We start from the raw sequence: 23,990 nt of genomic DNA on the forward strand, positions 1-23,990 counted from the left end.
TTCATGGCAGTGCTTTCAAAACCCGGGCGAGCCGGGACAGGCCGACGCCTGGGGAACTCTTGGCCAGCACCCAGTCGCCCGGCTGCAGCAGGCCGCCGAGCGCGGTCGACAGGTCGGCCACGTCGACGAACCAGTGCGAACGGACCTTGGTGCGGATGCGCGCATGCAGCCCGCGCATCAGCGGGCCGCACAGCAGCACGCGGTCGGGCTGCGAGGCGAGCAGTTCGGGCTCGAGGTCGAGGTGGTGGCGCTGTGCGGCAGGGCCGAGCTCCTGCATGTCGCCGAGGATCGCCACGCGGCGCGCCGGCTCGCAGGGCGCCTGCGACAGCAGTTCGAGCGCGGCGCGCATCGAGCTGGGGTTGGCGTCGTAGGTCTCGTCGATCAGCTTGAAGCTGCCGCCGCCGATGTGGATGGTGTGCAGCGCGCCGCGGCTGCCCGGCGGCTCGAAACCGGCGAGCGGCTCCACCGCCGCTGCGAGCTTGAGCCGCATCGCATGCAGCGCCGCCAGCGTGGCGACGGCGCTCGCGCCCATGTGGCGCCCCGGCGCATTGAGCCGCAGCTGGAACGGCTCGCCGAGCACCGACACCTGCACCTCGCCGTGATCGAACGCGACCAGCCGCACGTCGGCATCCCGGTGCGCGCCGTAGGTCACGATCTGGAGCTGGTGCGCCATGGCGGCCTCGGCGAAGGTCGCGAACTCGGGCAGGTCGCGGTTCAGCACCGCGGTGTCGCCGGGCGCCATGCCCTGGAAGATGCGGCTGTCCTGGCGCGCGGCCGCCTCCGAGGGACCGCGGTGCTTCTGCGCCGCGGCCGACAGCCCGGTGACCACCGTCAGCATCGGGCGCACGAGCTGCGTCAGCGCGGGCAGGTTCGGCGAACCCATCTCCAGCACCCAGTAGGCGGCGCGGCGCGGCATGCAGGTCAGGTTCCAGGCCATGCCCGAGGGCAGGCTCACGTTGCCTTCGGGCTGGCCGACCTCGCCCCAGACGCCGAGCGCATCGGCCAGCATCGCGGCGACGGTGCCGCTCGCGGTGCCGCTGCCCACCACGCCGCAGACGCGGCCCGCGAACTCGGTGCGCGCATGCGCGCCCAGGGCCAGCACGGCCTGCGGCACGTTCGGCACCTGGAGCACGGGCACGCGCTTGTCGAGGTGCGCCGAGGCGTCGGTGCACAGCACCGCGGCCGCGGGCTGCAGCACGCCCTTCAGGATGACGGCGGCCAGCGGCGCCTTGGAGGGCCGCGCCTGGTGCTCGAACACCACGCGGCCCTTGCGCATGAAGGAGCGCTGGGTCACGCCGGTGGCGCGCCAGCCCTCGTCCGGCTGCACCACCCATTCGCCGCCGGTCACGCGGCCCATCTCTTCGGCGGTCCAGTCGGCGCCGTCGTCCCTGGCGCCGCCGGCGCCCGGCAGCACCGGCCGCTCCAGCAGGTAGCGGTGGTAGGCGACGAAGCCCGAGACGTACTGCCCCACGTCGTCGATGCGCACGCGGAAGGCATGGTGCCGGATGAAGAAGGCGCCGGCGACGGCCGAGGGACGGCGGAAGTACATCGCCATCTCGGGCCAGAAGAAGCCGTTCTGCAGGTAGTGGGCGCGGTACTCGAGCGCGCGGTAGAACTTCTCGGTGTCGAGCTCGTCGAGCAGGTGCCGCATGGCCGCCATGCCCTCGAGGCGCTGCAGCATCTGCTGCGCGGCCAGCATGAGTTCGAGCAGCGTCGGGAAGGTGGTCTTCCGGTCGAGCACGAAGTCGAGGTAGCCCGCGACGTTCTGCAGCCCGAAGCGGAAGTACCTCTCCTGCGGGCTCCAGCGCACGAGCTCGTTGACCGCGCGGCTGAGCCAGTGGTCGTGCGCCTGCCAGTGCTGGCCGGCGATGAAATGGTCGAAGGCCTTCTCGACCACCGCGAGCCAGCGCGGATCGCGCGTGAGGCCGTAGAGGCGCATGAGCGCGAACACCGCCTCGCCCTCGTGATGGACGGCGCGCGACGCCTGCTTGAGGCGCAGGTCGGCGGCCTGCACCACGTGGTCGAAGCGGCCGGTGGCGGCATCCTGCAGCGAGGCGATGCCCAGCGCCAGCTTCTCCAGCAGCGGCAGCCAGCGGCGCATTTCCATCGCCTCGGAATGCGCCACCAGCGCGAGGATCGCCGCGGCGGTGCCGCCGAGCGTGATCTCGTCGCCCTCGACCAGGAACGCGGCCTCGGTGCCGTCGGCGAGCCGGTACTCGCGCACCAGGCTGCTCGCCAGCGGATGCAGCGCACGGTCGATCGCGGCGCGCAGCTTCTCGTCGCGCGTGAGTTCCCACGCCTCCACCATCGTGCTCACCACGCCCGCATGGCGCATCGCGTCGTAGGTGGGAATGCGGCGGTCGAAGCACGGGAAGTAGCCCTGGACGAAGAGCCCGTCTTCCTGCACCTGGCGCGCGAGGTAGGCCGTGCCGCTGCGCACGAGTTCGAGCGCCGAGGACGGCGTGAGCGCCGGTGCCTGGCGGCGCCCCGCATCGAGCCCCGTGCCCACGAGCTTGTGCACCACGCCGTCGGCCTGGCAGAACACGCCGACGGTCGCGAGCAGGTAGACCTGGTGGTCCGCGCGCAGGTCGAGCCCGAGCGGGCGTGCGAAGCGCGCTTCGGCATAGAGCTCGCAGTTGCGCTTGTTCACCACCGCATGCGCGATGGTCGAATCGCCGCTGAGCATCGCGTTGGCGTTGAGCTCCTGCTCGGTGAACGCGGTCGCGAAGTCCTGGTCGAAGGCCAGGCCGAGGCGGAAGTAGTTGCGCTTGACGGCGGCGAGCTGGGCCTTGAACTGCGCCCAGTCCATCGGACTCGCGCCCTCGACCCAGTCGATGCGCAGCCACGGCGAGACGATGCCCGAGGCGCGCACCCAGCGTGCCACGGCGTCGGCGCCTTCGCGCCAGGCGGTTTCGAAGTCGGCCGCGCGCGCATGCACGACGTGCGCGCGCTGCGAGCCGTCGCTGACCGAGAAGAAAAGCGTGAAGGCCGGATAGGGCGCCGGCAACGCCGCGCACACCGTGACCAGGCGCTCGTGGCAGGCGTGGAGCTGGTCGGAGAAGGACATCATTCGGCCCCGATCGAATGCGGGAGACCGGTCGCGCCCGTCATCTGCGCTCGCTCTGACGTGTGCGGCCGGGCTCTCCCGTCGAAGGCATCGCGGTTCTCCGGTTTCAGCGGTAGCTGAATTCGGCTCGGCGATTGAGCTGGTAGCCCTCCTCGGTGGTTTCCTGCGAAGCGGGCTTCTCCATGCCCCAGCTGATCGCCTCGACGCGGTCGGCCGGCACGCCCAGCTGCGAGAGCGCGCGCTGGACCGATTCGGCGCGGCGCTGGCCGAGCGCGAGGTTGTATTCGCGGCCGCCGCGCGAGTCGGTGTGGCCCTCGATCACCACGCGGGCCGTGGGCCGGTTGCGCAGGAAGTTCGCATGCGCTTCCACGACGCTCCGGTATTGCGGCTTGATGTCGAACTTGTCGAAGTCGAAGTACACGATCCGCGCCACGCCGACCGGGCCGTTCTGCACCGGCGGCGGCGGCGGTGGCTCCACCTTCGCCACCGGGGCCGCGGTCTTGTTCGAGAAGTAGTACTTGGCGTCGTCGCGTCCTTCCTTGGGCGCGGAGCCGCAGGCGGCCAGGCTCGCGGCCAGGGTGACGATGGCCAGTATCCGGAAATTCTTTTTCATGCTGATCCTTTCGCGGGACAGGCCGGGTGGCGGCCTGTCCCTCTTGCTGTCGTTCTTGTCGTGACCCTTCGGTGCTCGTTGCTCAGCCCAGCAGGCCGTGCAGGATGTTCGAGACCGGCGTCAGCACGCTGTTGCTGCCGGCGACCTGATCCACGAGGCTGGTGATCGGGGTCACCACGTCGGTCACGATCGGCGCGGCATGCTCGACGGTGTCGACCACGCCGGCCGCCGTCGCGACCACCGGCTCGAGCGTGCTGCCCGCACCGGCGAGGATGTCGGTCACGGGCTGCGCCACTTCGGAGACGGTGGCGACCACCGGTTCCACGGTCTCGGCCACGTTGCCGGCCACCTCGACCACCGGTTCGAGGATGTTCGCCACCAGGCCGCCGCCCAGCAGGCCGTCGCTGCCGAGCAGGCTGCCGACCAGACCGTCCTCGCCCAGCAGGTCGCCGCCGAGGAGGCCGCCGACGACGCCGTCTTCACCGACCACGCCGCCGAGCAGGTCGCCGCCCAGGAGGTCACCGCCGAGCAGGCCGCCGACGATGCCGTCTTCGCCGACCACGCCGCCGAGCAGATCGCCGCCCAGCAGGTCGCCGCCGAGCAGGCCGCCGACGATGCCGTCTTCGCCGAGCACGCCGCCGATCAGGTCGCCACCCAGGAGGTCGCCGCCGAGCAGGCCGCCGACGATGCCGTCCTCGCCGAGCACGCCGCCGAGCAGATCGCCGCCCAGCAGGTCACCGCCGAGCAAGCCGCCGACGATGCCGTCCTCGCCGAGCACGCCGCCGAGCAGATCACCGCCCAGGAGATCGCCGCCGACCACGCCGCCCACGATGCCGTCCTCGCCGAGCACGCCGCCGAGCAGATCGCCACCCAGGAGATCGCCGCCGAGCAGACCGCCGACGATGCCGTCCTCACCCAGCACACTACCGAGCAGGTCACCACCGAGCAGGCCACCCACGATGCCGTCCTCGCCGAGCACGCCACCAAGCAGGTCGCCACCCAGCAGATCTCCGCCGAGCAAGCCACCCACGATGCCGTCCTCGCCGAGCACACCGCCCAGCAGGTCGCCACCCAGGAGTTCGCCGCCGAGCACGCCACCGAGCAGATCGCCACCCAGCAGATCGCCGCCGAGCAGGCTGCCCACCGGGCCTTCGTTGCCCAGCACGCCGCCGGAACCGAAGAGGCCGCCGCCGAGGCCGCCCTCGCCGATCAGGCCGCCCAGCAGGCCTTCGTCACCGATCACGCCGTCGAGCACGCCGCCCAGCAGCGCATCGTCGCCACCGAGCAGGCCGCCGATCGGGCTGTCGGCCAGCAGGCCGCCCACCACGCCGTTGGCGCCGAGCAGGTTGTCCACGACGCCGTCCTGGCCCAGCAGGCCGCCGGTGAGGCCTTCGCTGCCGAGCACGCCGGCGAGCGCGCCGTCGCCGCCGAGCAGGCCGCCGACCAGGCCTTCTTCGCCGATCAGGCCGCCGACCAGGCCGTCGCTGCCCATCAGGTCGCCGAGCAGGCCCTCGTCGCCGAGCGGGCCGCCCAACAGACCGCCGAGCAGGCCGTCGTCGCCCAGCAGGCCGCCGACCAGGCCTTCGTCGGCCATCACGTCGCCGATCAGACCGCCGACCAGGCCATCCTCGGCGAGCAGGCCGCCGAGCGCGCCGTCTTCGGCCAGGAGGCCGCCGACCAGGCCTTCTTCGGCGAGCAGGCCTTGCACGAGGCTGTTCTCCCCGAGCAGACCCTCGACCACGGTCTCGACCACGCCGCCGTCGCCGATGAGGGTGTCGACGACGCCGTCGAGTCCGAGTGCGCCGGTCACGCCGGTGAGGATGCCGTTGTCGCCCAGCAGGTTGTCGAGGCCGTTCTGCAGCGCATCGGTGACGTGGTCGACCTGTCCCACGAGCGCATCGGTCGCGCCGTTGCCGAGCAGCGGATCGAGCACCGGGTTGAGCACGCCGTCCACGTCGTCGAGCACGGTCTCGGCCACGTCGTCGACGGGATCGAACTGGTTCGGATCGTCGCGCGTGAAGTTGTCGCCGAGCACGGGCGAGAGGATGTCGTCGACGAGGTCGGTCGTTTCGTCGACGACGTAGGTGACCGGGTCGAGCGAATCGCCCAGGCCGAGGTTGTCGTTGACCGTGCCGATCACGCCACCGACAGCGTTGTCGCCGGGGTTGAGGAGGGAGTCGCCGTCGGCGTCGGCGTCGGCATCGGCATCGGCATCGGCATCCGCGTCCGCATCCGCGTCCGCATCTGCATCCGCGTCGGCATCTGCATCGGCATCGGCGTCCGCGTCCGCGTCCGCGTCGGCGTCGGCATCGGCGTCGGCATCTGCATCGGCGTCGGCATCTGCATCGGCGTCGGCGTCGGCATCGGCATCGGCATCGGCATCAGCATCCCCGTCCGCATCCGCATCGGCGTCCGCATCGGCATCCGCGTCGGCATCGGCCTCGCCCACGGGCAGCGGAATGAAACCGGCACCGCCGCCATCGCTCCCACCGCCGCCCAGCGCGGCGCCAAGGCCCGCGGCACCGAGGGCGCCGAGGGCGAATTCGCCGAGGCCGAGACCGGCCGCGGCGGGAAGCTTCTTGCTCACGGCCAGCGCGGCCGCTTCGGCATCGCTGTCGGGCGGCGTGACCTGCAGGTCGCCCTGCGCCACGTCGACGTTCACCTGTTCGAGGCCGCCCGGCAGCTTGGTCGAGCCGATGGTGGCGTCGGTGCCGCCGGTGAAGACGCCGGCCAGCGGCGCCTTGTTGGTGGCCGAGCCGGGGAACAGCACGTTGGCCTGGCCGCCCTCGGGCACGAGCACGCGGTCGCCGGCGATCAGGGTCTGATTGCCCTCCACCGGAATGCGGACACCGTCGCGCATCACGGCGACACCCGGCGTCGCATTGGACAATGTGCCGATGCTTGCGGGTGCCGCGGCGGCGGCGGGTGCCGGCGACACCGCGGCGGCGGATGCGCCGAGCGGGGTGCCGGTGGCCTGGGCGACGACCACGGGTGCCACGCCACTGGCGGCGAGTCCTTCGGTCGAATTGGTCGATGCTTGTGGAGCGTTCATGGCAGCCTCTGTGACAAAAGATGCGTCTACAGGGGCAACTAGCGTGCCGCTTTGAAGATCCGTCCCGCGCCCGGCGCCACGAAACACGCAAGTCGTTGATCTACATGGATATTCTTGAAAACGACGGCCGGCCGGCCGAGGCCGGAAACGCGGTTTGGAGGGGTCTTCGGGCCCTTCGTTACGTAACGGCGTAACGTGCCGCTACCGGAACATCGGGCCTGTTGCGAGACCGTCCGGACCGAGAATCCGGCCTCTTCCTTTCCTTCCTTCTTTCGTTCGCCCCGCGTTCGCTTTCTCTTCACTTCTACACATATGTTCAATCCCTCCCAGGAAGACGTGCGGCGCTTCTTCTGCGACGTCTATGCAAAGCAGCGGCAGGGCCTGCCGATGGAAGCGCTGGAGACGATCGCCGCGGGATGGATCGAAGCGCATCCCGAATACCACGCCGACCTGGCCGATGCCGATGCCGCGGTCGCGCGCGTGTACGACGGCGCGAACGGGCGCGAGAACCCGTTCCTCCATCTGTCGATGCACCTGTCGATCAGCGAGCAGTGTTCGATCGACCAGCCGCGCGGCATCCGCCAGGCGGTGGAACTGCTGGCGGCGCGCCGCGGTTCGCTGCTCGATGCGCACCATGAGGCGATGGACTGCCTGGGGCAGATGATGTGGGAGAGCCAGCGCGCCGGCCGGCCGCCCGACGGCGAGGCCTACGTCGCCTGCGTGCAGCGGCGCGCAACGCGGGACTAGGCGCGGGTCACGCCGCGGTTTTTTTTCGGGGCTGCGAAAGCGGCGCGCCCTGCCGCTTGGCGGCCTCGCGCAGCAGCGCAGCCATGGCGGCGCGCGGCGGCGAGGGCTCGGCGTCGCTGCGCAGCAGCAGGCCGACGGGCTCGTCGGTGCCCGCGGTCTCGATGCGCAGGCGCACGAGGCGGCGCTCGGCGAGCTCGCCGCGCGCAGCGCCGAGCGGGGTGATCCAGACCGCGTCCGACACCGCCAGCAGCCCGCGCGCCACGGCCACATCGAGCGTCTGCAGCGCGTCGGCCGGGAGCGCCAGGCCCCGCGCCTGCAGAAAGCTCTCGGTGTGGTGGCGCGGCACGGTGCCTTCGCCATAGACCACCAGCGGATAGCCGAGCACCGCCTGCACCGACACCGCGCGCGCCGCGCCGAGCGCGAGCGGATGGCCGGCGCGCACGGCGAACACCAGCGGCTCCGTGTAGAGCAGCTCGAAGCTGAGGCCGCCCATCAGCCGCGGATCGCTCATGCGGCCCACCACGAGGTCGAGTTCGCCGGCGCGCAGCTCGTCGAGCAGCACGGGGTTGGCGGCGCTCTTCACCACCATCTGCACCGCGGGCCAGCGCTCGCGAAAGCGCGCCAGCGGCTGCGGCAGCAGCGCCGGCGCCACGCTCGGCAGCGCGCCGATGCGCAGCCGCTCGATGCGCCCGCCCGCCGCCGGCGCCACCGCCTGCGCGCTGGCGTCGAGCGCCTCCAGCACGCGCAGCGCATGCGCCAGCAGCTGCTCGCCCGCCGGCGCGAGCCCCTGCACGCCGCGCCGGCCCGACTTGCTGCGCTCCACCAGCCGTGCGCCGATGATGGCTTCGAGCTCCGCGAGCGTCTTGGACACCGCGGGCTGGCTCAGCGAGAGCCGCTCGGCGGCGCGCGCCAGATGGCGCTCCTGCGCCACCGCCACGAGGCAGCGCAGGTGCCGCAGCTGCACGTTGCGCAGGAAGTCCTGGCGAAGGTCGGCGGTGTTTTTCAATTACCTGTGGTTATTCGAATCGGATCATTCTTCAATTTACATCATCGGACCGGGCTTCTAAAGTGCAGCCTCCAGACACGACCGCCCCACCAGGAGACAACGACATGTTGACCAAGACACCGGCCTCGCCCGCCATCCTCACGCCGCGCGACTGGGACGCCCATCCTTCCTACGTCTACCCCGGCTACAAGTCGACGATGAAGCGCGGCCCGCAGAAGCCGCTGGTGCCGCTGAAGGCGGCCCTCGGCGAGCTGCAGCAGCCGGTCTACGGCCACGACAGCATCGGCGCGCTCGACCATGACCTGACGCGCAACGCCCGCAGGAACGGCGAGCCGCTGGGCGAGCGCATGATCCTCACCGGCCGCGTGCTCGACGAGCGCCGCCGCCCGGTCGCGAACACGCTGGTGGAGCTGTGGCAGGCCAATGCCGCGGGCCGCTACGTGCACAAGGTCGACCAGCACGACGCGCCGCTCGATCCCAACTTCCTCGGCGCCGGCCGCTGCCTGACCGACAGCGAGGGCCGCTACCGCTTCCTCACCATCAAGCCCGGCGCCTACCCCTGGGGCAACCATCCGAACGCCTGGCGCCCGCAGCACATCCACCTGTCGCTGTTCGGCCAGAGCTTCGCGAGCCGGCTCGTGACGCAGATGTACTTCCCGGGCGATCCGCTGCTGCAGTACGACCCGATGGTCACCGGCACGCCCGAGCGCTACCGCAACCGGCTGATCGCCGACTTCAGCCTCGACATCACCGAGGAAGGCTACGCGCTGGGCTACCAGTTCGACATCGTGCTGCGCGGCGCCGACGAGACGCCTTTCGAGAACCGCTGAGCCAGGAGACGCGACATGAACGACATGCTGATGACCGCCCAGGAAGCCGACTTCGGCCAGACCCCCTCGCAGACGGTGGGCCCCTACTTCGCCTACGGCCTCACGGCCTCGCAGTACGGCTACGACTTCGACCAGCCCTTCGACGCCGTGGTGGCGCTCGACAACGCCTCGGGCCGGCGCATCCGGCTCGAAGGCCGCGTGCTCGACGGCGACGGCAACCCGATCAACGATGCGCTCGTGGAGATCAGCCAGGCCGACGGCGAAGGCCGCTATCCGCAGACGCCGGCCGAGGCGCGCGAGATCGGCTTCCGCGCCTTCGGCCGCGTGGGCACGGGCACAGACGCGCAGAACCGCTTCGTCTTCCACACCGTGAAGCCGGGCGCCGAGTCGCCTGGCGAAGCGCCGCACATCAACGTGATCGTGCTCATGCGCGGCCTGCTGCTGCATGCGTTCACGCGCGTGTACTTCAGCGACGAGGCCGAGGCCAATGCGCGCGACGCCGTGCTGGCGAGCGTGCCGGCCGAGCGCCGCCACACGCTGATCGCCGAGCGCGTGGAACAGGGCGGCGCGGTGAGCTACCGCTTCGACATCCGCATGCAGGGCGCCGAGGAAACGGTGTTCTTCGACATCTGAGCAGCAGGCGAAAGCGCCCGCCCCAAAAGCAAAAAGCCCGCGCAGCGGGCTTTTTTCTTGGGCTCTTCGGCCGCGGTGCGGTTACTCGCCGGCGCGGTGCAGGCGCGATTCAGGCACCGTCTTGAGCTCGCCGGGCAGCGAGCTGATGTAGCTCGCGAGCGTCTTGAGTTCGGCGTTGGTGAACTTCTTGGGCTCGACCTGCTGGGCCATCACCGCGTTCGAGCGGCCGAGGTGCAGGTTGTTCTTCACGCGGTACGACTTGAGCGCCACGAGCAGGTAGTCGGCATGCTGGCCGGCCAGCTTGGGCACGGTGCCGTCGTTCGGCGTGTTGAAGTTGGCGCCGTGGCACTTGGTGCAGCTGTTGTCCTTGTCGCGCGACACCAGCGCCTGCACGTTCTCGGGCATGGGCTTGGCCGGGGCGGCGGGGGGCGCATCGCCCTCCTTCAGGCCGAGCTGGCTGTAGTAGGCCGCGATGTCGGCGATGTCCTGCTCGCTGAGCGTGTCGGCGATCGCGCGCATGGTGGGGTGCTTGCGGTCGCCGCCCTTGTAGGCGGTGAGCGCCGCGCTGATGTAGCTGGCGCTCTGGCCCGCGATCATCGGCACCTTGTGGATCTCCGGGAAGCTGGCCTGGTAGCCGATGATGCCGTGGCAGCCCACGCACATCGCCACCTTCTTGGAACCGTCCTGGGCCTTGCCCGTGACTTGCTGGGCCTGCGCCGAGACCGTCACGCAAGCGACAGCGAAGGCAAACATCGTGGTCAACAACTTGTTCATTTTGCGCGCACAATCTCGTGGAGATACAGTTTTTCGAATCAACATTCGATTATATGCAAGGGTCCTCCCCGACCCCATGCAAGCCGCCCAAGAGGTTGCATCCAGCGGGATCGAGTGTGTTCTTTTCTCCACCACCCACCCTTTCCACCTTGCGCGCGCCGACTCATGAAATTCAAGGGCTCTGACAACTACGTCGCCACCCAGGACCTGATGCTGGCGGTCAATGCCGCCATCACCCTCAAACGTCCGTTGCTCGTCAAGGGCGAACCCGGCACCGGCAAGACCATGCTGGCCGAGGAAGTGGCGCAGTCGCTCGGGCTGCCGCTGCTGCAGTGGCACATCAAGTCGACCACCAAGGCGCAGCAGGGCCTCTACGAATACGACGCGGTGAGCCGCCTGCGCGACTCGCAGCTCGCCGACGTCGACGGCGGCGAGCGCGTGCGCGACATCCACAACTACATCGTCAAGGGCGTGCTCTGGCAGGCCTTCACGGCCGACCAGCCGGTGGCGCTCCTGATCGACGAGATCGACAAGGCCGACATCGAATTCCCGAACGACCTGCTGCGGGAAATCGACCGCATGGAGTTCTACTGCTACGAGACGCGCGAACTGATCCGCGCCAAGCACCGGCCGGTGGTGTTCATCACCTCGAACAACGAGAAGGAACTGCCCGACGCCTTCCTGCGCCGCTGCTTCTTCCACTACATCAAGTTCCCCGACGCCGAGACCATGAAGCACATCGTGGCGGTGCACTTCCCCGGCCTCAAGCAGGAACTGCTCACGGCCGCGATGAAGACCTTCTACGACGTGCGCAACCTGCCCGGCCTGAAGAAGAAGCCCTCGACCTCCGAACTGCTCGACTGGCTCAAGCTGCTGATGGCCGAGGAGATTCCGCTCGAGGCGCTGCAGAGCAAAGACGACAAGGTCGCCGTGCCGCCGCTCGTGGGCGCGCTGCTCAAGAACGAACAGGACGTGACGCTCTTCGAGAAGCTCGTCTTCATGCAGCGCAACAACCGATGAACCCGCAGGGCCACGAGGCGCACCCGGTCGGCCAGCTGTTCAAGCTGGGCCTCGCGCAGGCCGTGCTGTTCTTCCTGGGCGCCCTGCTCGGCCGCTGGATCGGCCTTCTGCTCGGGCTCGATGCCTTCGGCCCCGACGGCTGGGGCAACCGCGAGATCTTCGGCATCCTGCTGATCGGCCTGGGCGGCGGTGGCGGCGTGCAACTCGCGCGCCTGTGGTACGACCGCAAGTACGGCAAGCCGCCGCGCTGAAAAAAAGAATCTGCTTCGAAGGTGTTGTGAGATGGCATTCGTCGAACCCGTCACGCTGAAGGCCCGCGACCTCGCACTGGTGCCGCTCGCGCTCGACCATGAAGAAGGCCTGCGCGCGGCCGCGGCCGACGGCGAACTCTGGAAACTGCGCGTGACCTCGGTGCCCGAGCCGCAAGAAACCCGCGCCTACATCGAGACCGCGCTCGCGGGCCGCGAGGCCGGCCACCGCTTCGCCTTCGCCGTGACCGAGGCCGCGACCGGCACCGTGCTCGGCAGCACCAGCTTCCACGACATCCTGCCCGCGGTGAAGCGCGTGGAGATCGGCTACACCTGGTACGCCAGGCGCTGCCAGCGCACGCACGTCAACACCACCTGCAAGCTGCTGATGCTGAGCCACGCCTTCGATACCCTCGGCTGCCACGTGGTGGGCTGGCGCACCGACAATTTCAACTTCGCGTCGCAGGCCGCCATCGAGCGGCTCGGCGCCAAGAAGGACGGCGTGATCCGCGGCCATGCATTGAGGCGCGACGGCACGATCCCGCGACACCGTCATGTACAGCCTGCGCTCGGGCGAATGGCCCGAGGTCAAGGCACAGCTGCTCTATCTGCTCGACAAGCCGCGAAGCTGAAGGAGGTCTGCCGCCATGCTCATCGACTTCTTCTACACCCTGCGCTCGGCCAAGCTGCCGGTGTCGGTCAAGGAATACCTCACGCTGCTCGAGGCGCTGCAGGCCGACGTGGTGGGGCCGAATTCCGACGGCGCCTTCGGCATGGACGACTTCTACTACCTCTCGCGCACCGCGCTGGTGAAGGACGAGAAGCACTACGACAAGTTCGACCGCGCCTTCGCCGCCTACTTCAAGGGCGTCGAGATGCTGACCGACTTCACCAAGGAAGTGCCGCTCGACTGGCTGCGCAAGACGCTGGAGCGCGAGTTCACGGCCGAGGAGAAGGCCAAGATCGAGAAGATGGGCTGGGACGAGCTCATGGAAACGCTCAAGAAGCGCTTCGAGGAGCAGAAGGAGCGCCACGAGGGCGGCAACAAGTGGATCGGCACCGGCGGCACCTCGCCCTTCGGCCACGGCGGCTACAACCCGCAGGGCGTGCGCATCGGCGGCGCGGGCAAGAACAGGAGCGCGGTGAAGGTGTGGGACCAGCGCGCCTACAAGGATTACGACGACACGCAGGAGCTCGGCACGCGCAACATCAAGGTCGCGCTGCGCCGGCTGCGCAAGTTCGCGCGCGAGGGCCACGAGGACGAGCTCGACCTCGACGAGACCATCCACAAGACGGCCGCCAACGCGGGCCTGCTCGACATCAAGATGCGCCCCGAGCGCCACAACAACGTCAAGGTGCTGCTGCTGATGGACGTGGGCGGCACGATGGACGAGCACATCCAGCGCGTGGAAGAGCTGTTCTCGGCCGTGAAGACCGAGTTCAAGCACCTGGAGTTCTACTACTTCCACAACTGCGTCTACGACTTCATGTGGAAGAACAACAAGCGCCGCTTCTCCGAGAAGTTCGCGACCTGGGACATCCTGCGCAAGTACAACAAGGACTACAAGCTCATCTTCGTCGGCGACGCGACCATGAGCCCCTACGAGATCCTGCAGCCCGGCGGCAGCGTCGAGTACAACAACGAGGAAGCGGGCGCCGAGTGGATCCAGCGCCTCACGCATGCCTTCCCGAAGTTCGCCTGGATCAACCCCGAGCCGCAGGGCATGTGGCAGTATCGCCAGAGCATCGCGGTGATGCAGCAGCTGATGTCGAACCGCATGTACCCGCTGACCCTGCGCGGCCTCGAGGACGCGATGCGCATGCTTTCGAAGTAGGACTGCACGCCGCGGCCGTCTCTGTATCGGCCCGCTTACCGGATTCGGCGCGCCTTGCTGTCAAAATCCGCGCATGTTCAGGGCGGCTCCAGTCTTCACGCCGGCGTGGTTGCCGGCTTTGCTTTTTTTCGGCGTCCTGCTTCTGCAGGGTTGCAGCCTGCTGCCGAAGCGCGACGCGGCCGGCGAAAGGCCCGCCGGCGCGCCCGCACTGGTGCGTGAGGGCGAGACCGGCGCCGCCGAGGGCGCGAAGAAGGACGGCGCGCGCCGCGACGCCTTCACGGTCGAGGTGCGCGGGCCCGACACGGTGCGCGAGTACCTCACGCTGCACCTCGAACTCCAGCGCTACCGCACGCTCGACGACCTCGGCGCGACCGAGATCTCGCGCCTCATGGTGGCCGCCGAAGCCAACGCGCGCGAACTGCTCGGCACGCTCGGCTACTTCACGCCCACGCTGACGCTCGAACTCAACGAAACGCCGGCCAGCACCAAGGCGCCGCGCGAGATCGTCATCACGGTCGAGCCCGGGCCGCTCACCCACGTGAGCACGGTGCAGATCGACTACCAGGGCGCGATCGCCTCCGACCCCACCGCCGAGGCGCAGCGCGACTCGATCCGCACCGCATGGGCGCTGCGCGCGGGCCAGCCGTTCACGCAGCAGGGCTGGGATAACGCCAAGACCGCGGCGCTGCGCAGCCTCACGGCCAGGCGCTTTCCCACCGGCAGCATCGGCACGAGCCGCGCCGAGATCGATGCCGACCGCCACGAGGCGCGGCTCGGCGTCACCTACCAGTCGGGCCCGGCCTACCGCTTCGGTCCGCTCGTGCTGCGCGGCGTCGAGCGCTACGACGCCGACGGCGCGCGCCGCATCGCCCAGCTGCCCACCGGCACCGACTACGACCAGCAGAAGCTGCTCGATGCGCAGCAGCGCCTCGCGAGCAGCGGCTACTACGACTCGGTGTTCCTCACGCTCGACACCGAGAGCGGCACGCCGCTGGCCGCGCCCGTGATCGCGCAACTGCGCGAAGCGCCGCTGCAGAAGGTGGTGCTCGGCGCGGGCTTCACCACCGACAGCGGTCCGCGCCTGTCGATCGACCACATCCACAACCGCATGCCGCTGCTCGGCTGGCGCGCGGTCTCGCGGCTGTCGGTCGACAGCGACGTCAAGTCGCTCGGCACCAACTGGAACGCCATCCCCGACGACCGCGGCTGGCGCTGGTTCGCTGGCACCGAGCTCAAGAGCGAGACCTCTGGCAGCTACGTGGTCGACAGCGGCCGCCTGCGCAGCGGCCGCAGCAAGTCGAGCGGCCACATCGACCGCAGCTACTTCCTGCAGTACGACTACGCGCAGAACCGCGGCACCAACGCCCCGCCCTCGGCCTCGGCCGTGACCGCCAACTGGGGCTGGACCGGCCGCTACTTCGACGACAACGGCGCGCCCACGCGCGGCTTCGGCCTCGCGCTCGAACTCGCCGCGGGCTACACGCTGACCGGCGAGCGCCTGCCCTTCACGCGCACCTACGCACGCTGGCTTGGCGTGCTGCCGCTGGGCTTCGCCGAAGGCCGCGACGCCGCCACGCTCGCACGCCGCAGCCGCCTGCAGCTGCGCGCCGAAGCCGGTGCGGTGGCCGCCAAGGAGAGCGCGCAGATCCCTTCCACGCTGATGTTCCTGACCGGCGGCGACACCACCGTGCGCGGCTACAGCTATCGCCAGATCGGCACCGAGCGCGCCGACGGACAGATCGTGGCCGGCCGCTACCTCGGCGTCGTGAGCCTCGAATGGCAGCGGCCCTTCGTCTACGACAACAAGCTCACCGAATGGGAGAGCACGGTCTTCGTCGACGCCGGCGCGGTGGCCGACAAGCCCGGCGAACTCAAGCCCAAGGTCGGCGTGGGCGTGGGCGCACGCTGGCGCAGCCCGGTCGGGCCGGTGCAGGCCGATCTTGCCTATGGCGTGGACACGAAGAAGTTCCGCCTGCACTTCCGCCTCGGCTTCACCTTCTGAGCGATGCAGACCGAAACGCAAACTCCGCACTCGCCCGACAAGATGCCGCCGCCACCGCCGCGCACCCTCACGCGCCGCGCACTGCGCGCGCTGGCCTGGACGGTGGCCGGCCTGCTCGCGCTGCTGCTCGTGGTCGGCGCCGGCGCCTGGTGGTGGATCGGCTCCAACCAGTCGCTGGCCTTTGCCATCGCGCGGGCCGCGCAGTACATGCCCGCGGGGCAGACGCTCGAAAGCCGCGAGGTCACGGGCTCGCTGCGCACCGGCGGACGCATCGGCTGGCTGCGCTGGCAGAGCGAGAGCCTCGCGGTCGAGGTGCACGAGGCCGAGATCGGCTGGCAGCTCGCACCGCTGTTCCGGCGCAAGGTCCAGCTCGGCGAAGTGCATGCGGCACGCCTGCTCGTCGAGCGCCGCGGCCCGCCGAGCGATGCGCCGACGGAGCCGCTCGAACAGTTCGCGCTGCCGATCGAAGTCGACCTGCCCTTCCGCATCGACGAACTGCGCTGGAGCGGACCGCCCGCGCTGCAGGCCGCGCAGCTCGCGGGCCACTACCGCTACACGGAGGGGCGGCACGCGCTCGACGTGGCCGGCGTCGACATTGCCGACGGCCACTACAGCGCCCAGGTCAAGCTGCAGGGCGCCGCGCCGATGGCGCTCGAAGCCGCGCTCCAGGGCCGCGTGAAGGCGCCGCTCGCCGAGGACCGCAGCATCGAGGTGCTGGCCGGGGCGAACATCGACGGCACGCTCGCGGGCACCGGCGCGCGGCTGCGCGTGGCCGCCGAACTGAAGCCGGCCGAGCCCGACGCCGAGACGCCGATGGAAGCGAAGCTGCAGGCGCATGTGGCGCCCTGGCTGCCGCAGCCGGTGATCGATGCGCAGGCCGACCTGCGCAACGTCGATGCGGCCAGCCTCTGGCCCGGCGCGCCGCGCACGCGCCTGACCGGCCGCGTCGCGCTGCAGCCCGATGCGGCCACCGGGCCGGACGCCTGGCAGGCGACGGCCAGCCTCGCCAACGCCGTGGCCGGCCCGTGGGACAAGGGTGCGCTGCCGCTCGAACAGGTCGAGGCGCGCGTGGGCTTCGACGGCACCCACTGGCGCTTCCCCGCCGTCTCGCTGCGCACGGGCGGCGGCCGCATCGAGGCCGAGGGCCGGTGGAGCCCCGCGCCCGCGCCATGGCAGGCGCGCGCCACCGTGCGAGGCGTGCGGCCGGGCCTGCTGCACAGCGAGCTCTCGGGTGCGCCGGTCAACGGCACGGTCACGGCGCAACAGCGCGACGAGACCATCGGCTTCGACGTGGCGCTGCGCGCCGAGGGCGGCGCCGGCAGCGCCGCCCTGCCCGGCTTCGGCCTCGAGCGCGTGCTGGCCCAGGGCCAGTGGAAGGAACAGGTGCTCGACCTGCGCAGCCTGCGGCTCGAAGCCGAGCGCGCGAGCATCGAGGGCCGGCTGCAGGTGCGCGTGGCCGAGCAGGCCGCGAGCGGCAAGCTCGACATGAAGCTGCCCGGCGCGAGCGCGCAGCTCGACGGCCGGATCGCCCCCGCGCAGGGCGGCGGCGAACTGAAGGCGCGCATCGACGATGCCGAGGCCGTGCAGCGCTGGATCGAGGGCCTGCCCGAGATGTCGAAACTGTTCGCGGGCCGCACGGCCAAGGGCGCGGCGCGGCTCGATGCGAGCTGGCAGGGCGGCTGGCAGACCATCCAGCGGCGGCTCGAGAACCCCGGCGCCCCCGCGCAGCGCGGCGCGGCCGAGCCGAGCCTCAAGGCGGCGCTCGGCGTGCCCCGGCTCGAACTGCGCATGCCGGCGGCGCCAAACGGCGGCAGCGCCGGCAACGGCGCGGCGGCCACCACGCTGCAGCTGCGCGACGTGCAGGCCGACCTTGCCGGCAGCCTGATGCAGGCCACGCTCGCGCTCAAGGGCGAAGCCACGACCGGCACGCAGAAGCTCACGCTCGATGCGCGCGCGAGCGGCGGCCTCACGGGTGCCGACCAGTGGCGCGCGGCGCTCGCGAGCCTGCGGCTGCAGGCGCAGGACAGTGCGCGCCCCGGACCCGGCGGCGCGCCCGCGGCACCATGGACCCTGGAGCTGGGCCGCGAGGTCAGCGCCAGCATCCGCACCAGCGGCAGCGGCGCCGCGAGCCGCCTCGACGTCGAGGCTTCGGCCGCTACGGCCACGCTGCGCGGGCCGGTGCCCGGCACGGTGCGCATCGAATGGCAGCCGCTGCGCTTCACGCGCAGCGGCGCCGCCCCGAACCAGGCCTTCCGCCTGCAGTCGCAAGGCCGCCTGCAGGGCCTGCCGATGGCCTGGGCCGAGGCCTTCGGCGCCAGCGCCGCCTTCAACGAGATCGGCATCAGCGGTGACCTGCTGTTCGACGGCGACTGGGACATCGACGCCGGCGACACCCTGCGCGCCCGCGCGCGCATCGCCCGCCAGAGCGGCGACATCCGCGTGCAGGCCGGCGAGGCGGCGCTGGTCACGCGCATCACGAGCCGCGGCACCGGCACCGCGAGCGAGCGCACGATGAATGCCGCGAGCGCGGGCGGCACCACCGCGCCGAGCACGCCGGCAGGCCTGCGCCAGGCCGAGCTGCGGCTCGATGCCCAGGGCGACGCGGTGCGCGCCACGCTGGCCTGGGACAGCGAGCGCGCGGGCCGCATCGACGCCGAGCTCGCCACGCGCGTGCAGCAGCGCGCCGAAGGCTGGCAATGGGCGCCCGACGCACCGCTGTCGGGCAACGTCAAGGCGACGCTTCCGAACCTCGGCGTCTGGTCGATGCTCGCGCCGCCGGGCTGGCGCATCGCCGGCACGCTCGATGCCGACGCGGCGCTCTCGGGCAACCGCGCGGCACCGCGCTGGAACGGCACGCTGGGCGCCGACAAGCTCGCGCTGCGCGCACCGGTCGAAGGGCTGGACCTGCGCGACGGCCGGCTGCGCGCCACGCTCACCGGCGAGCGCATCGCGCTCACCGAGTTCACGCTGCAGGGCGGCGCAGGCACCACGGCACGCATCGCGGGCCAGAGCGGCAACCGCAGCACCGCGGCCAGCGAGGCGGCCGCCGGCGGCGGCTCGCTCAGCGCGCGCGGCGACATCACCTGGGGCGCGGCCGGCGCCTCGGCCAGCGGCATCCGCATGGCGCTGCAGGCCGAGCTGCGCGCGCTGCGCGTGCTGGTGCGCACCGACCGGCAGGTGACGCTCTCGGGCAACCTGCAGGCGCGGCTCGAAGCCGGCCAGTTCAGCGTGCGCGGCAAGCTGCGGACCGACCGCGCGGTGATCATCCTGCCCGACGAGACCGCGCCGAGCCTGGGCAGCGACGTGGTCGTGCGCTCCGCCGCCAAGGACCGCGAGGCGGCCGAGCAGGCCCGCCGCGAGTCGGCGCGCAGCGAGGCGCAGGCCGCGCGGCCGCAGACCGCGAAGCCGCCCGACATCGTGGTGGGCTTCGACCTCGGCGACGACTTCGCGGTGCAGGGCCGCGGCATCACCACGCGGCTGGAGGGCGAGCTCGAGATCCGCAGCACCAGCCTCGCCGCGCCGCCGCGCATCACCGGCGAGGTGCGCACGGTCAAGGGCCAGTACCGCGCCTACGGCCAGCAGCTCGACGTCGAGACCGGCCTCGCGCGCTTCAACGGCCCCTTCGACAACCCCTCGCTCGACATCCTCGCGATCCGGCCCAACATCTCGCAGCGCGCCGGCGTGCAGATCACCGGCACCGCGCAGTCGCCGCGCGTGAAGCTCTATTCCGAGCCCGCCCTGTCCGATGCCGAGACCCTGTCATGGGTGGTGCTGGGCCGCGCCTCCGCCACCAGCGGCGGCGAATCCGCGCTGCTGCAGCAGGCAGCGCTCGCGCTGATCGGCCATGTCAGCAAGGGCGCGAGCGGCGGCAGCCTGGCGGGCCGCTTCGGCCTCGACGAACTCGGCTTCAAGGGTCCGGGCAACGGCGGCGACCTGCGCGAATCGGCCGTCACCTTCGGCAAGCGGCTGTCGAAGGACTTCTATCTCACCTACGAACGCAGCCTCGGCGGCACCTTCGGCACCATCTTCATCTTCTACGACCTGACGCAGCGGCTCACGCTGCGCGGACAGGCCGGGCAGACCAGCGGCGTGGACCTGATCTACACCCTGAAATACGACTGAGCGAACCCGGACCCGCCATGCGGGTCTGCCGCCTTGACCACCGCATTTCGTCGAGCTAACAATGTTTAGCGCCCTCATAAAAGGAACGACGATGCACGATGATGGAGACAAGGGCGAGTGTTCAATGCTGGATCGTCAGAAGTACGACCCTCCTGGGTACTCGCGCACCACGTTCTTGCGCCACGCCTTGCAATGCGTGATCGCGGTCATCGCGGTCGGCGCCGCGCTGGCCTCCATTCCCTACTGGGGCGGCGGCGACTTTCCGCTGATGAGCCTGGTCATCTACGTGGCCGGCATGGTGTTCGTCGCCATGCCGCTGTGCATGTACTACGAGTCGCTGCTGCAGTCGCACGAAGAGCGCGTGCAGCGTGCCCGCCACATGATGCCTAGCTGAGCGCGGGACCCGCCTTCACCACGCGACGCAGCCCCTCGAGCGCCGGATCGACGATCGCGCGGTCGGCGCCCACCGCATACACCGCGTAGGCCGGGTAGAGAAACTCCGGCGTTCCCGGCACGCGCCGCAGCCGGCCCGATTCGAGGTGCGCGCGCACCACGTCGTGCCGGAAGTAGCCGGTGCCGCCCGCGGCCAGCAGGTACTCGCGGCCCAGCGGACCGAGGCCCGCGCTCACGGCCGCGTTCGAGAGCTCGGGAAAGGCCAGGCCGTGCTGCGCCGCGAACTCGGGGCCCCAGTCCACGTACACGTAGTCCCTGGGCTGCGGCACCTTCGGCCGCTTCGCGGTCGTGACCATCACGAGCTTCTCCTCGATCAGCAGCTCCACGCGCAGGCCCGGGCGCTGCTGCGGCGCGTAGGCGATCGCGATGTCGAGCACGCCCGCGGCCACCTTGTCGAGCAGGTCGTGCGGAAAGCCGACCTCGGTGCGGATCGCGAGCTGCGGCGCGGCGCCGCGCATCCACAGCAGCCACTGCAGGAGCAGCGGGTCCCAGAGGCTGATCTCGCAGCCAATGGCAAGCACCGCGCGGCTGCCTTCGGGCACCGCCACCTGGTGCCGCGCGCGCTCCCACACCTGCACCAGCGTGGTGGCATGCGGCAGGAACTGCTCGCCGGCCGGCGTGAGCACCGCGCCGGCCTTGTTGCGCACGAAGAGCGCGCGGCCCAGCAGTTCTTCGAGCGTGCGCACGCGCGCGCTCACCGAGGTCTGCGTGACGTGCAGCCGCTCGGCCGCGCGCTGGAAGCTGCGCGTCTCCACGATCGCGAGAAAGGTCCGGGCCAGGTTGATGTCCATTGCCGACGCGCTCCGATTGAATGCATTATTTTTGCATTCAACTCGCAATTAATATCGTTTTACTTGATGCGAAGGCGGCAGGAAGATGCAGGCATCCGAAGCAAGCAACCAGGAGCCCTTTCATGTCCACCCTTCGACAGCCTCTTCGTTCCAGCGCCTCCGAAACGCTGGCCGATGTCTCCCGCGCGATCGTCGACGAAGCCCTGATGCTCGCCGAAGCCCTGCTGAACCCCAACAGGATAATCGGCGAGGTGGAGCAGATGCGCGCGCTGCAGGTCGCGGCCGACGAGATCGAGGCCGCCGATCCGGCGCAGGCCCGGCAGCTGCGTGCGCGCGCCTCGCGCATCGGCCTGCGCTGAGCCTGCCGCCGCTTCAGGCGGAGAGGCGGCTCTGCGCGATGTGCCGGCGCCGCATCGGGCGCAGCACGAACCATGCGAGCAGTGCCGCCGCCGCGTTGACCGCGCTGGCCGCGATGAACACCGCCTGCCAGCTGCCCGTGGCCGCGGCGAGCATGCTCGACAGCGGCACCAGCAGCGAGGCCGTGCCCTTGGCCGTGTAGAGCATGCCCGCGTTCGAGGCCGCGTACTTCGAGCCGAAGGTGTCGGCGCAGGTCGAGGGAAAGAGGCTGTAGATCTCGCCCCATGCGAAGAACACGATGCCGGTGAGCACCACGAACAGCACCGGATGGTGGCCGTAGTGGTAGAGCATGAGAATGCCCACCGCTTCCAGCGCGAAGGCAACGAACATCGTCTGCTCGCGGCCGATGCGGTCGGACACCCAGCCGAAGAAGGGCCGCGTGATGCCGTTGAGCACGCGGTCGATCGCGAGCGCGAAGGTCAGCGCGGGCAGCACCAGGCCCATGATGTTGACCGGCACGTCGATGATCTTGAAGTCCTGCGCGATCGGTGCGAGCTGGGCCGTGGCCATGAGCCCGCCCGCGGCCACCATCACGAACATCGCGTACATCACCCAGAACACCGGCGAGCGCAGCACTTCCGAGGGCGCATAGTCGCGCTTCGACTGCTGCACGTTGCGGTTGGTCGACCCGGCCGCATGCGCGGGCGGCCGCGTGAGCGCCCAGGCCAGCAGGAACACGATGAGCCCCTGTCCGATGCCGAAGTAGAGGAAGGCCGCTTCGTAGCCGCTCGTGTGGATCATCGTGGAGATCGGGATGATCGTGAGCGCGGAGCCGGCGCCGAAGCCTGCGGCCGTCATGCCCGCCGCGAGGCCGCGCCGGTCGGGGAACCACTTCAGCGCATTGCCCACGCAGGTGCCGTACACCGCGCCCGCGCCGAGCCCGCCGATGGCCGCGGCCACGTAGAGCAGCGGCAGCGAGGACGCGAAGGAATTGAGCACCCATCCGAGCCCGCAGAGGATGCCGCCCACGAGCACCACCGGCCGCGGGCCGAAGCGGTCGACCAGATAGCCCTCGATCGGCACCAGCCAGGTTTCAGTGAGCACGAAGATCGTGAAGGCCACCTGGATCGCGGCGCGGCTCCAGCCGTGCTTCTCCGCGATCGGATTGACGAACAGCGTCCAGCCGTACTGCAGGTTGGCGATCATCGCCATGCAGACGATGCCGATGAGCAGCTGGCCCCATCGGTAGGTCTCGGATCGGCTGGCTGCCGCGTCGTGGTGGTGGGGATAGGCGGCCGGGCTGGAACCGGCGAGCGAGGTCGTAGGCCGAGTCATGGTCTTCCTTTGTCTTCATGTAGTGTTTTAAGGAAGAGAAGACTGTCGGACTTCGCGCGCCGAACACTCTTGACCGCAGTCAATCGATGCCGGCGCGGGCATCGGTGATATCCCTAGGGCCCGTGGCCGAGGGCGCACAACGCACGCCGTCGAACGGCACGATCTGCGCGATGAGCCCCGGACCATCGGCCAGCAGGAAGTCCTTGAAGGCCTGCGCCACCGGCGGCAGGCGCTTGGTGCGCCGGTGCACCACGTACCAGTTGAGCATCAGCGGAAAGCCCTCGACGTCGAGCACGCGCAGGCTGCCGGCGCGCAGCTCCTGGCTCACGGTGTGGGCCGACATGAAGCTCACGCCCATGCCCGCGATCACCGCCTGCTTGATGGTCTCGGTGCTGCGGATCTCCATGGCGACGTTGATGCCGCTCAGGTCGCCGCCGAAGCCGTCCTCCATCGAATGCCAGGTGTCGGAGGCCTTCTCGCGCACCACGAAGGGCTCGCGCATGAGGCGCGCGACCGGAATGCGCGGCACATCCGCGAGCGGATGGTTCGGCGCGGCGACGATCACATAAGGATGCGGCGCGAAGGGCTGGTTGAGCGTGTCGAGGTCGGTCGGCGGGCGCACCATGATCGCGAGATCGGTGAGGTTGTCCGCGATGCGGCTCATGAGCTCGGCGCGGTTGTGGACGGTGAAGTTCAGCGTCACGCCGCGGTGCCGGCTCGCGAACTCGACCAGCAGGCGCGGGAAGAAGTAGTCGCCCGCGCTGATCACGCCCACGTTGAGCTTGCCGCCCGAGACGCCGTTGAACTGCAGCATCGCGTTCTCGGCGGCTTCGAACTGCTGGATGATCGCGCGGCTGATCTGCAGCAGCTCAGTGCCCGCGGGCGTGAGGTAGATCTTCTTGCCGAACTGCTCGAACAGCGCGTTGCCCGCATGCTCCTCGAGCTTGCGCACCTGCGTGGACACGGCCGGCTGCGTGAGATGCAGCTCCTCCGCCGCGCGCGAGAAGCTCAGCAGCCGCGCCACCGCTTCGAAGACCTTCAACTGGCGCAGGGTGGCGTGCTTCATGGGATGACCGGCGGCTTCGTTCGCGGGAGGAAAGAAGCC

At 70.2% G+C, this 23,990-nt stretch carries 18 protein-coding genes and 1 pseudogene; 11 read left to right on the top strand and 8 right to left on the bottom strand.

The features are described from left to right. Window position 1: 1 nt before the first annotated feature. From M2165_RS06160 to M2165_RS06170, 3 genes are all read right to left on the bottom strand, one after another. Complete coding sequence (locus M2165_RS06160) at window positions 2-3,070, bottom strand: Mur ligase family protein (RefSeq protein WP_280813793.1); 3,069 nt, start codon at window positions 3,068-3,070, stop codon at window positions 2-4. A 103-nt stretch (window positions 3,071-3,173) separates the two neighbouring features. Next, on the bottom strand, window positions 3,174-3,680 hold the full coding sequence (pal, locus tag M2165_RS06165) for a peptidoglycan-associated lipoprotein Pal (RefSeq protein ID WP_280813794.1): 507 nt from the start codon (window positions 3,678-3,680) through the stop codon (window positions 3,174-3,176). 82 nt (window positions 3,681-3,762) lie between these two features. Beyond that, window positions 3,763-6,732, bottom strand: coding sequence for a hypothetical protein (locus M2165_RS06170; RefSeq protein ID WP_280813795.1), 2,970 nt, complete (start codon window positions 6,730-6,732; stop codon window positions 3,763-3,765). A 312-nt stretch (window positions 6,733-7,044) separates the two neighbouring features. Between M2165_RS06170 and M2165_RS06175 the strand changes: the two genes are divergently transcribed. Next, on the top strand, window positions 7,045-7,479 hold the full coding sequence (locus tag M2165_RS06175; RefSeq protein WP_280813796.1) for a DUF1841 family protein: 435 nt from the start codon (window positions 7,045-7,047) through the stop codon (window positions 7,477-7,479). A gap of 7 nt (window positions 7,480-7,486) precedes the next feature. Here the strand turns inward: M2165_RS06175 and M2165_RS06180 are convergent, their stop codons facing one another. After that, window positions 7,487-8,485 carry a LysR substrate-binding domain-containing protein gene (locus M2165_RS06180; RefSeq protein ID WP_280813797.1) on the bottom strand — a complete coding sequence of 333 codons (999 nt, stop codon included), beginning with the start codon at window positions 8,483-8,485 and terminating at the stop codon, window positions 7,487-7,489. 104 nt (window positions 8,486-8,589) lie between these two features. Between M2165_RS06180 and pcaH the strand changes: the two genes are divergently transcribed. Further along, a complete protein-coding gene (gene pcaH / locus M2165_RS06185; protein ID WP_280813798.1) occupies window positions 8,590-9,315 on the top strand; it encodes a protocatechuate 3,4-dioxygenase subunit beta in 726 nt (241 codons plus the stop codon). A 24-nt stretch (window positions 9,316-9,339) separates the two neighbouring features. Continuing rightward, window positions 9,340-9,948, top strand: a complete 609-nt coding sequence (gene pcaG, locus M2165_RS06190; RefSeq protein WP_280817481.1) for a protocatechuate 3,4-dioxygenase subunit alpha — start codon at window positions 9,340-9,342, stop codon at window positions 9,946-9,948. An 81-nt stretch (window positions 9,949-10,029) separates the two neighbouring features. Here pcaG and M2165_RS06195 read toward each other — a convergent pair whose 3' ends face one another. Beyond that, window positions 10,030-10,722, bottom strand: a complete 693-nt coding sequence (locus M2165_RS06195) for a c-type cytochrome (RefSeq protein ID WP_280813799.1) — start codon at window positions 10,720-10,722, stop codon at window positions 10,030-10,032. 165 nt (window positions 10,723-10,887) lie between these two features. Here M2165_RS06195 and M2165_RS06200 point away from each other — a divergent pair, with 165 nt between their 5' ends. From M2165_RS06200 to M2165_RS06230, 7 genes and pseudogenes are all read left to right on the top strand, one after another. Further along, the gene (locus M2165_RS06200; RefSeq protein WP_280813800.1) at window positions 10,888-11,742 is read left to right on the top strand and encodes a MoxR family ATPase; all 855 of its coding nucleotides are present in this window, start codon (window positions 10,888-10,890) and stop codon (window positions 11,740-11,742) included. Then, complete coding sequence (locus M2165_RS06205; RefSeq protein ID WP_280813801.1) at window positions 11,739-11,993, top strand: hypothetical protein; 255 nt, start codon at window positions 11,739-11,741, stop codon at window positions 11,991-11,993. The genes M2165_RS06200 and M2165_RS06205 overlap by 4 nt, the downstream gene beginning before the upstream one ends. 31 nt (window positions 11,994-12,024) lie before the next feature. Further along, window positions 12,025-12,622 (top strand): annotated as a pseudogene (locus M2165_RS06210) (GNAT family N-acetyltransferase). Window positions 12,623-12,637: 15 nt separating this feature from the next. Beyond that, window positions 12,638-13,825, top strand: a complete 1,188-nt coding sequence (locus tag M2165_RS06215) for a VWA domain-containing protein (protein WP_280813802.1) — start codon at window positions 12,638-12,640, stop codon at window positions 13,823-13,825. Between the two features lie 73 nt (window positions 13,826-13,898). After that, the gene (locus tag M2165_RS06220; protein ID WP_280813803.1) at window positions 13,899-15,827 is read left to right on the top strand and encodes a BamA/TamA family outer membrane protein; all 1,929 of its coding nucleotides are present in this window, start codon (window positions 13,899-13,901) and stop codon (window positions 15,825-15,827) included. A 3-nt stretch (window positions 15,828-15,830) separates the two neighbouring features. After that, window positions 15,831-19,949 (top strand): translocation/assembly module TamB domain-containing protein, encoded by a 4,119-nt coding sequence (locus M2165_RS06225; protein WP_280813804.1) that lies wholly within the window; start codon window positions 15,831-15,833, stop codon window positions 19,947-19,949. A gap of 124 nt (window positions 19,950-20,073) precedes the next feature. Continuing rightward, complete coding sequence (locus tag M2165_RS06230; RefSeq protein WP_280813805.1) at window positions 20,074-20,343, top strand: hypothetical protein; 270 nt, start codon at window positions 20,074-20,076, stop codon at window positions 20,341-20,343. Here the strand turns inward: M2165_RS06230 and M2165_RS06235 are convergent. Next, a complete protein-coding gene (locus M2165_RS06235) occupies window positions 20,336-21,193 on the bottom strand; it encodes a LysR family transcriptional regulator (protein ID WP_280813806.1) in 858 nt (285 codons plus the stop codon). The two genes, M2165_RS06230 and M2165_RS06235, sit on opposite strands and share 8 nt — an antisense overlap. 122 nt (window positions 21,194-21,315) lie before the next feature. Between M2165_RS06235 and M2165_RS06240 the strand changes: the two genes are divergently transcribed. Continuing rightward, window positions 21,316-21,552 carry a hypothetical protein gene (locus tag M2165_RS06240; protein ID WP_280813807.1) on the top strand — a complete coding sequence of 79 codons (237 nt, stop codon included), beginning with the start codon at window positions 21,316-21,318 and terminating at the stop codon, window positions 21,550-21,552. Between the two features lie 13 nt (window positions 21,553-21,565). Here the strand turns inward: M2165_RS06240 and oxlT are convergent, their stop codons facing one another. Next, window positions 21,566-22,885: an oxalate/formate MFS antiporter gene (gene oxlT, locus M2165_RS06245; RefSeq protein ID WP_280813808.1), complete on the bottom strand. Its 1,320-nt coding sequence runs from the start codon at window positions 22,883-22,885 to the stop codon at window positions 21,566-21,568. A gap of 79 nt (window positions 22,886-22,964) precedes the next feature. Then, entirely contained in the window at window positions 22,965-23,951 is a 987-nt protein-coding gene (locus tag M2165_RS06250; protein ID WP_280813809.1) for a LysR family transcriptional regulator, read from the bottom strand. Window positions 23,952-23,990: the final 39 nt, after the last annotated feature.

It is taken from the genome of Variovorax sp. TBS-050B, assembly GCF_029893635.1.
In the GTDB taxonomy this organism is placed as follows: Bacteria; Pseudomonadota; Gammaproteobacteria; order Burkholderiales; family Burkholderiaceae_C; genus Variovorax.

Bases quoted from the DNA above. Each gene is read 5' to 3' on its own strand.
- M2165_RS06160 (WP_280813793.1), bottom strand. From the start codon at position 3,070: ATGATGTCCTTCTCCGACCAGCTCCACGCCTGCCACGAGCGCCTGGTC.
- pal (WP_280813794.1), bottom strand. From the start codon at position 3,680: ATGAAAAAGAATTTCCGGATACTGGCCATCGTCACCCTGGCCGCGAGC.
- M2165_RS06170 (WP_280813795.1), bottom strand. From the start codon at position 6,732: ATGAACGCTCCACAAGCATCGACCAATTCGACCGAAGGACTCGCCGCC.
- M2165_RS06175 (WP_280813796.1), top strand. From the start codon at position 7,045: ATGTTCAATCCCTCCCAGGAAGACGTGCGGCGCTTCTTCTGCGACGTC.
- pcaH (WP_280813798.1), top strand. From the start codon at position 8,590: ATGTTGACCAAGACACCGGCCTCGCCCGCCATCCTCACGCCGCGCGAC.
- pcaG (WP_280817481.1), top strand. From the start codon at position 9,340: ATGCTGATGACCGCCCAGGAAGCCGACTTCGGCCAGACCCCCTCGCAG.
- M2165_RS06195 (WP_280813799.1), bottom strand. From the start codon at position 10,722: ATGAACAAGTTGTTGACCACGATGTTTGCCTTCGCTGTCGCTTGCGTG.
- M2165_RS06200 (WP_280813800.1), top strand. From the start codon at position 10,888: ATGAAATTCAAGGGCTCTGACAACTACGTCGCCACCCAGGACCTGATG.
- M2165_RS06205 (WP_280813801.1), top strand. From the start codon at position 11,739: ATGAACCCGCAGGGCCACGAGGCGCACCCGGTCGGCCAGCTGTTCAAG.
- M2165_RS06215 (WP_280813802.1), top strand. From the start codon at position 12,638: ATGCTCATCGACTTCTTCTACACCCTGCGCTCGGCCAAGCTGCCGGTG.
- M2165_RS06220 (WP_280813803.1), top strand. From the start codon at position 13,899: ATGTTCAGGGCGGCTCCAGTCTTCACGCCGGCGTGGTTGCCGGCTTTG.
- M2165_RS06225 (WP_280813804.1), top strand. From the start codon at position 15,831: ATGCAGACCGAAACGCAAACTCCGCACTCGCCCGACAAGATGCCGCCG.
- M2165_RS06230 (WP_280813805.1), top strand. From the start codon at position 20,074: ATGCTGGATCGTCAGAAGTACGACCCTCCTGGGTACTCGCGCACCACG.
- M2165_RS06235 (WP_280813806.1), bottom strand. From the start codon at position 21,193: ATGGACATCAACCTGGCCCGGACCTTTCTCGCGATCGTGGAGACGCGC.
- M2165_RS06240 (WP_280813807.1), top strand. From the start codon at position 21,316: ATGTCCACCCTTCGACAGCCTCTTCGTTCCAGCGCCTCCGAAACGCTG.
- oxlT (WP_280813808.1), bottom strand. From the start codon at position 22,885: ATGACTCGGCCTACGACCTCGCTCGCCGGTTCCAGCCCGGCCGCCTAT.
- M2165_RS06250 (WP_280813809.1), bottom strand. From the start codon at position 23,951: ATGAAGCACGCCACCCTGCGCCAGTTGAAGGTCTTCGAAGCGGTGGCG.